The 12008-nt window shown below is 27.6% G+C and carries 13 protein-coding genes and 1 tRNA gene; 11 read left to right on the top strand and 3 right to left on the bottom strand.

Features of this window, described 5'->3' with window-relative positions:
• Positions 1–320: 320 nt before the first annotated feature.
• From EPJ79_RS11790 to EPJ79_RS01965, 9 genes are all read left to right on the top strand, one after another.
• The gene (locus EPJ79_RS11790) at positions 321–1181 is read left to right on the top strand and encodes a radical SAM/SPASM domain-containing protein (protein WP_147738247.1); all 861 of its coding nucleotides are present in this window, start codon (positions 321–323) and stop codon (positions 1179–1181) included.
• 121 nt (positions 1182–1302) lie between these two features.
• A complete protein-coding gene (locus EPJ79_RS02000; RefSeq protein ID WP_147738246.1) occupies positions 1303–2892 on the top strand; it encodes a hypothetical protein in 1590 nt (529 codons plus the stop codon).
• 102 nt (positions 2893–2994) lie between these two features.
• The gene (locus EPJ79_RS01995; protein ID WP_021958076.1) at positions 2995–3561 is read left to right on the top strand and encodes an adenylate kinase; all 567 of its coding nucleotides are present in this window, start codon (positions 2995–2997) and stop codon (positions 3559–3561) included.
• Between the two features lie 86 nt (positions 3562–3647).
• A complete protein-coding gene (locus EPJ79_RS01990) occupies positions 3648–4241 on the top strand; it encodes a hypothetical protein (RefSeq protein ID WP_147525721.1) in 594 nt (197 codons plus the stop codon).
• Positions 4242–4283: 42 nt separating this feature from the next.
• A complete protein-coding gene (locus EPJ79_RS01985; protein WP_147559507.1) occupies positions 4284–5408 on the top strand; it encodes a LysM peptidoglycan-binding domain-containing protein in 1125 nt (374 codons plus the stop codon).
• A 96-nt stretch (positions 5409–5504) separates the two neighbouring features.
• Complete coding sequence (locus EPJ79_RS01980) at positions 5505–6080, top strand: peptidylprolyl isomerase (RefSeq protein ID WP_021959523.1); 576 nt, start codon at positions 5505–5507, stop codon at positions 6078–6080.
• A gap of 17 nt (positions 6081–6097) precedes the next feature.
• The gene (locus EPJ79_RS01975; RefSeq protein WP_147738245.1) at positions 6098–6583 is read left to right on the top strand and encodes a peptidylprolyl isomerase; all 486 of its coding nucleotides are present in this window, start codon (positions 6098–6100) and stop codon (positions 6581–6583) included.
• A gap of 104 nt (positions 6584–6687) precedes the next feature.
• On the top strand, positions 6688–7623 hold the full coding sequence (locus EPJ79_RS01970; protein ID WP_244289044.1) for a sigma-70 family RNA polymerase sigma factor: 936 nt from the start codon (positions 6688–6690) through the stop codon (positions 7621–7623).
• Positions 7624–7704: 81 nt separating this feature from the next.
• The gene (locus EPJ79_RS01965; protein ID WP_147525724.1) at positions 7705–8535 is read left to right on the top strand and encodes a hypothetical protein; all 831 of its coding nucleotides are present in this window, start codon (positions 7705–7707) and stop codon (positions 8533–8535) included.
• A gap of 113 nt (positions 8536–8648) precedes the next feature.
• On the opposite strand, the gene EPJ79_RS01960 is transcribed toward EPJ79_RS01965, so the two are convergent.
• Positions 8649–9740: an iron-containing alcohol dehydrogenase family protein gene (locus EPJ79_RS01960; RefSeq protein ID WP_147738244.1), complete on the bottom strand. Its 1092-nt coding sequence runs from the start codon at positions 9738–9740 to the stop codon at positions 8649–8651.
• A 125-nt stretch (positions 9741–9865) separates the two neighbouring features.
• Here EPJ79_RS01960 and EPJ79_RS01955 point away from each other — a divergent pair.
• Positions 9866–9939, top strand: a tRNA-Ala gene (locus EPJ79_RS01955).
• 92 nt (positions 9940–10031) lie between these two features.
• Positions 10032–10553, top strand: coding sequence for a chemotaxis protein CheW (locus EPJ79_RS01950; RefSeq protein WP_021958066.1), 522 nt, complete (start codon positions 10032–10034; stop codon positions 10551–10553).
• Here EPJ79_RS01950 and EPJ79_RS01945 read toward each other — a convergent pair.
• Positions 10550–11155, bottom strand: a complete 606-nt coding sequence (locus EPJ79_RS01945) for a 5-formyltetrahydrofolate cyclo-ligase (protein ID WP_147735837.1) — start codon at positions 11153–11155, stop codon at positions 10550–10552. The genes EPJ79_RS01950 and EPJ79_RS01945 overlap by 4 nt on opposite strands.
• On the bottom strand, positions 11139–11885 hold the full coding sequence (locus tag EPJ79_RS01940) for a PilZ domain-containing protein (RefSeq protein WP_147525728.1): 747 nt from the start codon (positions 11883–11885) through the stop codon (positions 11139–11141). The genes EPJ79_RS01945 and EPJ79_RS01940 overlap by 17 nt, the downstream gene beginning before the upstream one ends.
• Positions 11886–12008: the final 123 nt, after the last annotated feature.

The raw sequence follows: 12008 nt of genomic DNA, 5'->3' as shown, positions 1-12008 counted from the left end.
TAATATTTAATTATTATATATTAAATAAAAATAATTTGTATATTTTATGCTTGACATATTTTTAAAAATATTGTATAATTTAATTATTAAAAATAAGGTAGGAATTTTATATGTTTAGTTTGCAACTACACTACACTACACTACACTACACTACACTACACTACACTACACTACACTACACTACACTACACTACACTAACGCCGCATTATAAATTTTTTCGGCGATTTTTTCATTGCAAAATTAAAGAATTATTTTCAAATAGAAAAATACAATTTTATATTCTATGGTTAATCAGAGCCATATTTGACGAGGTTATATTATGAAAAAAATTAAATTATTTTTAAGAAATACGGCTAAAAAATTATTGCCAAATATGTCGGCGGAACAATTATATTTTATAGAAAAAATTTATTCGCTTTATGCTAAATTATCAAATTTGTTAAAATACGGAGATTATAATTTTTTAACGGGAATTAGTATAGAAACTTCAACCTATTGCAATAGAAAATGTCATTATTGTCCAAATTGCCATTATGAAACGCCAAAATTATATGCCGATGAAAAAATAATTTATAAAGCTATAGACGATATTTCAAAATTGAATTTTAGCGGTTGGATTAATTTTAATTTTTTTAACGAGCCGACTTTAGACGAAAGATTAATAACTTTTATAAAATATACGCATGATAAAGTTCCGAAAGCTACAATTATGATGCATAGCAACGGAGATTTTTTGAATATTGAAAATACTAAAAAATATAAAGAAGCGGGATTAGACCAATTTATAATAACTATACATGATAAAAATCCCGAAAAATTATTTGCAAAATTATCCGAGATACAAAAAGAAATCGGAGCGTCATTTCATATACAAACTTTAAATCTAGAAAATCTCAGCACGAGAGCGGGAGCGATTGAAGTTAAGACATTGAAACCTTTTAAATATTGCGATAGCACAAGAAACCCAGTTATAGATAAAGACGGAAATATACTTATTTGTTGTAATGATTATTTTAGAAAAAGCAAAATGGGAAATATAATGGAAAAATCAATATTAGAAATTTGGAATCAAACGGAATATAAATCTTTAAGAAAAAAATTAAGAAGCGATTTGGCAAATTCCGTTAAAAATAAAACCGTTCCCGAAGTTTGTCAAAAATGCTATTATAGTTATAAATAATATCGATATTTAAATTAACTTATATTTTATTATATCTTTAAAACTCTGTTATTATATATAATATATTGATAAAAGATATTTTTTAATATAAAATTACTTTATTAATAATGAAGAAATAATTATGCATATTAAATATTTTGTCATTGCGTTTGCATTTATATCATATAGTTTTTTGCATTCTTTTGGCGGAAAACCGATTTCTATGGAAGAAGTTCGTCCTTATTATACGGCTTCAGACAGAGTAAAAATAGACATTTACATTTATAGTAATTTAAGCGCAAATACAAATTATAATTATTTAACTTTTACGGTTGCCGATGCTATTGCAAATCAACTTGATTATAATAAAACTTTAAAACTTCAAACGGAAACGAATTTAAATTTAACTCCCGTAAATTTTGAAAGAGCTTACGATTATAAAGTATTTCAATTTACAAATATAATTTATTCTGCAAAAGAAGGAAGCAACGAAACTATAGCGACAAATTACGAATATACTTATTATACGAATTGGGGAGGAGTTCGCAGTAATGTAAAATATGTCGGACCTGAAAGCAAATATTTTTTCTTAAATGACGATGAAATTATTATAGAATACAAGGGAAGTAATGTAATAGTTAAAAATACAAATGACTTTTTGCAAAAAATCGATACGGGATATAATTATTATGAATATTTTGGAAAAGATATTAAAGATTATGTTTTTACAAGAGACTCGGATATATCTATTTTTGGAACTGTAGAATATAAAAGACCAAATATTATAATTACTACTTATGTCGCTTATATAAAAGAAAGAAAAATTAATTCTTATAAAGTCGAACTTTCGGAAGCGGTAATAGACGAGCAAATTCCATTATACGCTTTGGATATTGCAAATAGAATAAGTCATTTAGATAAAACGGGAGTAATATCAATCGATGTAGAACCTGAAAATTCTTTTATTTATATAGATAATATTTTAATGGGAGTTAGCGGAGATACTTTATATATTCCAGCTTTAACTACAAATAGCCATAGATTTACTATAAAAAAAGATATGTATGAAACCATTGATACGATGCTATCATTTGAAAAACCAAGCGAAGATATAGAATTAAATTTTTCATTAAGCAGAATGACTAATATTGCAAGAGTTCAAATAGAAATTCCAGGAGAAGAAAAAAGCGCCGTAGTTATTAACGGAATAAGAGAAAGCCCTTCTCCAATTATAGATAGAAATTTTGGATTTGGCACTTATTCAATAAAAATAACAAATTCAAATTATATGGATTATTATGGAGTTTTTACTGTTGATAGCACTAATTCTTTATTTTTAAAGCCTACTATGAAACAAATTAAAATTCCTACTTTGGCTGATAGAATATTTAAAAACTATGAAAGAAATACAAAAGTGTTTTTAGGATTAACGATTGCGGCGGGAGTATTTACTTTAGGAAGTTATATTTTTGCCGAAGAAATTTTAGATACGACTATGGTTAATTATTACGATAAATATAAAAATGCTCCAAATAGTCCGCCAATAGATTTGAGTCGCTATAAAACCGCTTATAATTTCTATATTGCGGGTATGGTTATAACGAGCGCTTTTGCTTTAACTACGGGAATATATTATATGCTTTGGATAAATGAAAATAATTTTAGCGTTGAAAAATTGGCTTTTAATATGGGATTAGGAGGAGCAAATTTAACTTATTCGTATAGATGGTAATTTATAAAATTTATAATAGATAAAAAAATTTAGTTTAATGTTTGACAAATATATTTTATTTTAATATACTATTAATATAATAAATATTTTTGGAGGCATAATATGTTTAATATTATTTTTATCGGAGCGCCTGGAGTAGGCAAGGGAACTCAAGCGGCTTTTATACATAAGGAATATTCTATAGCTCATATTTCAACGGGAGATATGTTAAGAAAGAATATTGAAGACGGAACTGAACTTGGAAAAATGGCAAAATCTCATATGGATAAGGGAGAATTAGTGCCAGATATTTTGGTTATAGATATGCTTGCAGAGAGAATAAAAAAAGACGATTGTAAAAACGGTTTTATGCTTGACGGTTTTCCGAGAACTATGAAACAAGCCGAAGAGTTAGATATAATATTGAATAAATTAAATCATAAAATAAACGCGGTTATAGATATTTACGCTTCAGAAGATATTATTGTAGAAAGATTATTAAAGAGAGGAAGAGCGGACGATAACGAGGCGACTATAAGAAACAGAATTGAAGTATTTGAAAAACAGAGCAAGCCCGTTTTAGAATTTTACAGAGATAAAGACAAGGCGAAAATAATAAAAATAGAAAGCGTTGGAACTCCTGAAGAAGTTTACGCTAAAATAAAAAAAGAATTAGATAGTATGAAATAAGCAATAATTTATAAATTAATTAAATATAAACTATTGACTTTTATAATCATTGATATAACATTTAATATTATACTATAGGAGTATTTATGAAGTTAAAATTATTAATTTTTATTTTGATTTTTGTAATATCTTGCGGCGAAACTATGCCATTAAAAGAGTATAAAGACGCTTCAAGTTTGAGAGAAAAAGCGGTTAAGTATGAATTGCAAGATTATTCAAAAGAGCAGTTCGATATAGCGGAAGCGAGTTTTTCCGAAGCGGTTATATTGATAGACGATAATAATAGCAAAGAATCTAAAAAACTTGCTAACTTATTGACTACGGCGTCTAATTCTTATCAAACCGTATTAAATGAAGGACTTCCAAAATATGCCGAAACTTTAAAAGAAGAAATTACTTTAGAAAGAGTATATTCAAAAGATATAAAGGCTTATAAAATTGATAAGGAAAATTACGAGCTTGCCGAATTATATTATATTAACGGAGTGGAAGCTTTTGGAACAAATAATTATGAGGAAGCGGTTAATTATTTCTTGCAGGCTAAAAAATTGCATAATAAGGCTTATTTTTCCACAAAAGGAATATTTGACGAAAGTTCAAAAAACATAAAAGAAGCGGAATTAAAAATTAAAGAGATGGAAGAAATAGAAAAATATTATACTAATAATTATAATAATTAATTTTTAGATTTTAAATTTAATTTATAAATTGGAGTAATTAAAATGAAAAAACTATTATTTTTATTTATTTTTTCTTTATCATATTTGGCTTATGGACAATCTCTCACTATAGAAGAAGATTATAAATTAGCTCAAAGATATAGAGAATTGGCGATAGAAGCGCATGAAAATGGAGATTATGAACAGAGTATAGAATTTGCTAAAAAGAGTCAAGAACATTCGCAGAGATTTATATCTAAATATAAAGTTTACGGATATCTTTTAAATAGTCAAATCGATGCCGAAAGAAAATTAAGTTTATTTAAAGGAATAGGCGGCAACACTAATCAAAAAACTTCAAACCTTTACAAGTTAGCCGTTGATGATATAGAGTCCGCTCAAAGTATATTTTCTATAGCTTCAAACGATAACGATTATAGCAACACGATAATTAAATATGAGGATTCCGCTTTAAAATCTCAATTAGGTTATAATTTGCTTTCTATAGATTCAAGAAGAGAATATTTAATAAAAGAATCTGTTTTAACCAACGGAGACGATAACGATACGGAAATTTTAGATTTGCAAAATGGCGCTTATATCTATTTGGGAGAGGAAGATTGGATTAACGCTTCATCGACTGCAGCTTTTGCGGTTAGTAAATTGGACAAATTGGAAGCGCCTCTTGCTTATGCAAAAGCTCAAGAATCATTAAATAAAGCTAAAGAAAAAGGTTATAATAATTCAAAAGCCGATATATATAACGAAGCTTCAAAATCTTTGTCAAATGCTAGTTATTCTTTGAAGGCTGAAGATTATTCAAATTCTTTAATGCATTCAAAAAATGTTATCGCTCTTGTTAATACAATGGGAACTACGGATTCTAAAGGCATGAAAACTGCGGAGACTAAAACCACAAAAGAAACTATTTTTACGGGAGAATTCCCGCAATATTATACGGTTGTGGAAAGAACTAAAAATACAGATTCTTTATGGCTTATTGCTTCTTATGATTTTATATACGGAGACGGAAGATTATGGAGAAAAATATACGAAGCAAATAAAGATAAAATAAAAGACCCTAATATTATAATAAAAGGACAAATATTAACTATACCGAGTTTGAAAGGCGAGACAAGAAAAGGAACTTACGACTCAAAAAATAGTTATGAAAGTATAAATAAATAATTTTGTCGATATAAATTTTAATAAAAAAATTACGATTATTAATTTATATTATCGTTTTTTATGATTAATAAATAAAATTAGCGGGAAGGGATTTTAATGTTAAAAAAATTAAAAATAATTATAATAGCGGTTTTGTCTATAGCGGTATTTACGACTGTGCTTATAGCTCAAAAACCTAAAACTTCAAACGAACATTTATTTATAGAAACCGATTTTGGAACTATAGAGATAGCGTTTTTTCCAGATAAAGCTCCGAAACATGTTGAAGCGATTAAAAAGTTAGCAAATCAAGGTTTTTATAATGGAACGCTTTTTCATAGAGTTATCCCGGGATTTATGATTCAAGGCGGCGACCCTTTAAGCAAACAACCGAATAGAGCTTTGCATGGCACGGGCGGACCGAATTTTGTTATTCCAGCGGAGTTTAATGATATTTCGCATAAAAGAGGAATTTGTTCTATGGCAAGAAGTCAAAGTATAAATAGCGCAGGTTCGCAATTTTTTATTTGCGTTGCCGATTCCACTTTTTTAGACGGACAATATACGGTTTGGGGCGAAGTTGTAAGCGGAATGGATGCGGTTGATAAAATAGTGGCGTTAAAAAGAGATAGAAACGATAATCCTTTAGAGCCTGCAAGAATGAATAGAGTTTATATAAAAACTATTAATTAAAATTTAGAGAGATTAAAATGAAAGAGCATTTATTTATAGAAACCGATTTTGGAACTATAGAGATAGCGTTTTTCCCAGATAAAGCTCCGAAACATGTTGAAGCGATTAAAAAATTGGCAAATCAAGGTTTTTATAACGAAACGCTTTTTCACAGAGTTATACCAAATTTTATGATTCAAGGCGGCGACCCTTTAAGCAAACAACCAAATAGAGCTTTGCATGGCACGGGCGGACCAGATTTTAATATTCCAGCGGAGTTTAATGATATTTCGCATAAAAGAGGAATTTGTTCTATGGCAAGAAGTCAGCATAAAGATAGCGCAGGCTCTCAATTCTTTATTTGTGTCGCTAATGTTCCTTATTTAGATGGACAATATACAGTTTGGGGCGAAGTTATAAGTGGAATGGATGTCGCCGATAAAATAGTAGCTTTAGATAGAGATTATAACGATAATCCTATAAAGCCCACTAAAATGAATAAAGTTTATATTAAAGAAGTTTGAAAATATTCTAAATAAAAATCGATTATCATAATACAACTTGAAAATTTCTTAAAATCGTTTATTATTATATAACAGTTTATATTTATTAATTTGGGTTAAATAAATTGCATAAAGAATATATTAATAACAACGAAGAATATAACAGTCCTTTGGGTATATATTTAAAACAGATGGGAGAAATTCGCAGACTTTCTAAAGAAGAAGAATTAGATTTATGGCAGAGACTCGAAGCATGCAGAGAAGAGAGAGCAGAGTTGGAAGAAGGATGCGAAAGAGCTTTTTTACTTGATAGAGAAATAGAAGCGATACAAAATAAATTGGTAAAATCTAATTTAAGACTCGTTATAAGCGTTGCAAAAAAATATTATAATAGCGGAGTTCCTTTCATTGATATAATAGACGAAGGAAATATAGGACTTATAGAAGCCGTAAAAAGATTTGAATATAGAAAAGGATTTAAATTTTCAACTTACGGCGTATGGTGGATAAAACAAAGCATAGTTAAAGAAATATCAAGCAAAAAACATATAGTTAGATTTCCTATGCATATAGCAAGATTAATTAAAAAGAGCGTTCAAATATCTAAATATTTAAATCAAAAATTAAATAGAGAGCCTACAATTGAAGAGATAGCAAAAGAAATGAAAATAGACAGAAAAATATTGTCGTCAATAACTATGTTTACTCGGGCAATATATAATTCGGATATTATTTATAAAGATTCTAATGACGATATAAACTCTTATAATATAAATTCGGCTATAGAAGATAGAGATTTTCCTTTTCCTTATCAACAAGTATTTACAAATAGTTTGCAAGAAACTTTAACCGAAGCATTAGAAACATTAAACGAAAAAGAAAGAATTGTAATTATTTCAAGATTTGGTTTATATGGAAAAGAGCCTAAAACTTTGGAAGATACGGGAAGAGAATTAAATATTACGCGTGAGAGAGTGAGACAATTACAAATAAAAGCGTTAAAAAAGTTAGCGGATATTGATTTATCAAAGGAACTTAAAAATTTTCTTTGCGAACAATGATTTTTTATAATATTTTTTATAATATAATTTTTTATTTATCCGATTAATTATACATATAATTTTAAATTTTGGATGTGAATTATGCCTATTGAAATCAGAGCAAAATTAAAACCTTTTATAATAATTCTTATAATTATTACTATTTTAGTGGCGGGATTTTTTATTACAAGAAGTTTTCTTAATAATAAGAGATTTGAAGCTGTAAGCGGTATAGATAGCGAAAGTTTCAATAATGAAATTGAAAGCGACACTACTATAGACGATATATTCGGAGATAATATAACGAAAGAAGAAAAAGATTTTTTATCGACTAACAATAATATAGCGCCGATTGATACAAATGCGGCTATCGATACGAATTCTTTACCTTATCCTATTCAATTAGACAATAACGGATTATACGAAGTTAATACTAATAATATTCCCGATATCGCTCCGACTAAACCTAAAGTCAATACTTTCCCTAAAAAAGATTCGCCTTATGTTTACGATAATACTTCTTCGACTGTAGATAATCAAAATGTAAGAATAAGTTCTTTTATTATAAATTATAACGACAGATTTATAGCTTCAAGGAGCAATCCTCTATTAATTACATTAGCCGTAAAAACTCCGCCTCAAGGAAAATTTGCAAGAATAAGAGTTTACGCTAGAAGAATAGACGATAATTATAATATTTTAAGCAGAAATTTAATATTCTATTTACCTAAAATATATGTTATAGACGGACAAGCTCAAACTCAATTTTATTTTGCGGGTAGAAGTTCTTCTATCGCTGGAGCTAGTTATTTGCCTAAAGGAAGATATATACTTTACGCGGAAGCCGAAATTACCGATATAAACGGAAGAAGCGTGGGAAAAACGGGAAGATATCCTTTGCCGAAATGGAATTATATTATAACCTTAAGATAACAAATAAAAAAGCCTTAATATTAATTTATTAGGGCTTTTATTTTTTGTCAAGCATTTATTAGATTTTTTTTAATTCTTTATTAATTATCAATTATACAAACTAAAAATTTTATCTATCTTTTTGAATTATTATAATCTTCCAAATCTATTATAGCCTTAAATATCATATTTTTGTCAATTTTGTATGGGCTTATATTTAAATCTTTAGCCGACATTGCGCCATCTAAAGCTGAATTTAATTCTTTATTATCTAAATTTATATCTTTAATTCCAATATCTTTTATCGAGGTAGGCAATCCTAAAGATTTATTAAAATCAAAAACTTTATCTCTGTCTTCAATTTTATTATCTAAAGTAAGAAGAAGTAATATACCATAAGCTACCATTTCTCCATGAAATAAATTTTCCGCTATTGATTTTATTTTAGTAAGTCCGTTATACATAGCATGAGCTAAAGATATATGATAATCGTCTTTCATAGTTACTGAAGTCAAACCTGTAGTATATATTATATGAAGTATAACTCTTTCAAGTATATCGCTCGATTTTTTATTTCTAAAATCATTTAAAGATTGAATGGCATTTTTTATAATATCGTTTGAACAATTTTTTATTATTTGATATCCGAGAAAATTATTATAATCTAAATTTTCGTTTCTTATTGAAAATTCCGTTTCATATTGTTTTGAAGCGGCGTCTCCTATGCCCGCTATAAAATATCTTTCGGGAGAATTCAATATAATATCGGAATTGATAAAAGTATGAATTGGAGGTTTCTCTTGATGAAATAAATCTTTAAAAGAACCGTCTTGATTATACATAACCGATAGACTTGTCGCCGAAGCGCAATTTGAAGCGAGAGTTGGAAAAGCGAATAGAGGTTTATTTATAGTTTCTGATAAAGTTTTTGAAGTGTCTATAGATTTTCCTCCGCCTACTGCAAATATTATATCTGCTTCTTTAACTTCTTTTTTATTTTTTAGAATGTCCACATTTTCGTAGCTTGCTTCTCCTCCATAATACAATATTCCGTTAATTTTTATTTTATTTAGATTTTTTAAAATACTGTCTTTTGATACGGAAATAGATTTTTCGCCTCCTATAATCACAGCTTTTTTACCGTAATTTATACATATTTCTTCAATATTTTTATATGCGTCAATTCCTATTGAATAATTCGGCAAAATAAGATTTTTAATATTCATTATATTTATCCTCAATTATGATTTTATAATTATATTGTATATATGCAAATTGTCAAAATAGATTTGAATGATTGACTTTAAATATAAAGTATAATAAAATAATATTATAAACTTAAAAAATTAGTGGGGATGTAGCTCAGTTTGGGAGAGCATCACGCTGGCAGCGTGAGGGTCGTGGGTTCGAACCCCATCATCTCCAATTATAATATAAAAAATAACCGTATAGTTCCGATAATATCAATATTAGATAAAATATAAGAATTAATACGATTAAAAATAAGCGGAGGCATTATGGCAGACTTGGAACAACAGCCTATCGAGAGCGAAGATATTGAAAAGGTTGATGTCGAAGAAGAATCTACCAATTTAGTTACTTTTAGATTAGGAAGCGGAGAATATGCTATAGATATTATGCAAGCTAAAGAGATAATTAAAATGGAAAAGATTACTCTTATACCAAACGCTCCGTATTTTGTAGAAGGCGTTATTAATTTAAGAGGAAATATTATTCCTATAATAGATTTGAAAAAAAGATTTAATTTAGAAGAATCCGAAGGCGATAAAAATACGGGAATTATAATCGCTAAAATAGAAGATGTAGATATGGGAATTATGATAGACTCCGTTTCAAAAGTTGTATCTATATCAAATTCGGATATTCAGCCTCCTCCGTCTATGCTTCAGGGAATAGGGCAGAGATATATAAAAGGCGTAGGTAAATTAGAAGATAAATTATTAGTCGTTTTAGATTTAGATAAATTATTTACTAATGAAGAAGACGATGACAGCGAAGAAGAAGTTCCCGAAAGTTAATCCGCTTTTATTACTTTATTCTCGCTTATAATTATATCAAGCATTTCATCGTTATTATCTTTTGGAAGATTAGGCAATATTTGATAATCGTAAGCTAAACCTATTCTTAAAGCTTTTTTATTCAATTTCAAAATATTATCGTAATATCCTTTTCCAAATCCTAATCTATTGCAATATTCGTCAAAAGCCAAAGCGGGAATTATAAACATAGATATTTCTTTTATTGACGCATTTTTGCAATAATCGAAAGGCTCGCCGTTTCCGAATTTTGTATTTCTATTAATATCTTTATCGTAATCTTTTATATATTTTAATTTCATTTTATATTTGTCTACTATATAAGGAATCGAAACTTTTATATTATTTTTAATGGCGTAATTTATTATATTTTTTGTAGAAACTTCGTTATCAAAGTCGACATATACGCATATAGAATTGAATTTATTTAAATTTACAATTTTTAAGAATTTTTTATAAATTATAGCGCTTCTTTTTTCAACAAAATCAGGCTCTAAATTTTTTCTTAAACTTTTGAATAAAGTTCTTATTTTATTTTTTTCTTTCGTTATAATTTCCCTATATTTATCAGGAGAAGTTTTCATCTTTATATTCTATTAATATTTCTTGTAATAATTTATCTCTTATAATTTGGTCTATTATCTTTTGAGATGCAGGTCCTATATCTATAAATTGAACTGCAAAACCTTTAGGAAATTCAGGCTTTTTATTATCATCGTTTACCCATACTACTTTTGCTTCGGTAAATAATTTAAAATCCTTAAACGATATTGTTAATCCGAGCATATCGCCTTTATCGGGAATACTTGTATCGGAACTTATATAAGCCCCGTTTCCGCTAATAGATAAAATATTTCTGTCTATTGAATTTTTTATTTTATCTTTATAACCAATTATAACATGCAAAGGCCAATTGACTCTTGAATATTGTCTTCTTTTTTGATTATCGTCTATATTTTCTATATATTTTTTAATGCTTGAAACTATATGTTCAGCGTCAATTTGTTTTGTAAATATTAAGGCGTCATTATATTTTTTTTCGTCTAAAGCGCCGTTTTCAGATTCTATTATAACTAATTTTATTTGAGGATTTATTTCTTTTATTTTATCTGCAAAGAATTTTACGCTATCTTCGTTTTCGTTAGAAATTCTTACCACATAAAAATAAATATTTAAATTATTTTCTATAATATAACTCAATGAAGAGTTTGAGTCTTTAAAAACAGTTATATCAAATGATTCATCAAATGAAGTTTTATATTTGCTTAATATAGAAGAATCGCTTTCTATAAATATTCCTTTTATCTTTCTCATTTTTTTCTCCTTAAATAAAATGCTATTCTATAATAATAACATATTTATATATTTATTCAATAGTATATTTATAATTTTTTTTATTATGCTATAATGTTTTAATTAAAATTATTTTATAGGAAG

Origin of the sequence: Brachyspira aalborgi, assembly GCF_008016455.1 — a bacterium.
Taxonomy (GTDB): domain Bacteria; phylum Spirochaetota; class Brachyspiria; order Brachyspirales; family Brachyspiraceae; genus Brachyspira; species Brachyspira aalborgi.
This window is presented reverse-complemented; position numbering and strand designations above follow the sequence as displayed.

Bases quoted from the DNA above. Each gene is read 5' to 3' on its own strand.
- EPJ79_RS01975 (WP_147738245.1), top strand. From the start codon at position 6,098: ATGAAAGAGCATTTATTTATAGAAACCGATTTTGGAACTATAGAGATA.
- EPJ79_RS01995 (WP_021958076.1), top strand. From the start codon at position 2,995: ATGTTTAATATTATTTTTATCGGAGCGCCTGGAGTAGGCAAGGGAACT.
- EPJ79_RS01945 (WP_147735837.1), bottom strand. From the start codon at position 11,155: ATGAAAACTTCTCCTGATAAATATAGGGAAATTATAACGAAAGAAAAA.
- EPJ79_RS01960 (WP_147738244.1), bottom strand. From the start codon at position 9,740: ATGAATATTAAAAATCTTATTTTGCCGAATTATTCAATAGGAATTGAC.
- EPJ79_RS02000 (WP_147738246.1), top strand. From the start codon at position 1,303: ATGCATATTAAATATTTTGTCATTGCGTTTGCATTTATATCATATAGT.
- EPJ79_RS01950 (WP_021958066.1), top strand. From the start codon at position 10,032: ATGGCAGACTTGGAACAACAGCCTATCGAGAGCGAAGATATTGAAAAG.
- EPJ79_RS01940 (WP_147525728.1), bottom strand. From the start codon at position 11,885: ATGAGAAAGATAAAAGGAATATTTATAGAAAGCGATTCTTCTATATTA.
- EPJ79_RS01990 (WP_147525721.1), top strand. From the start codon at position 3,648: ATGAAGTTAAAATTATTAATTTTTATTTTGATTTTTGTAATATCTTGC.
- EPJ79_RS11790 (WP_147738247.1), top strand. From the start codon at position 321: ATGAAAAAAATTAAATTATTTTTAAGAAATACGGCTAAAAAATTATTG.
- EPJ79_RS01985 (WP_147559507.1), top strand. From the start codon at position 4,284: ATGAAAAAACTATTATTTTTATTTATTTTTTCTTTATCATATTTGGCT.
- EPJ79_RS01965 (WP_147525724.1), top strand. From the start codon at position 7,705: ATGCCTATTGAAATCAGAGCAAAATTAAAACCTTTTATAATAATTCTT.
- EPJ79_RS01980 (WP_021959523.1), top strand. From the start codon at position 5,505: ATGTTAAAAAAATTAAAAATAATTATAATAGCGGTTTTGTCTATAGCG.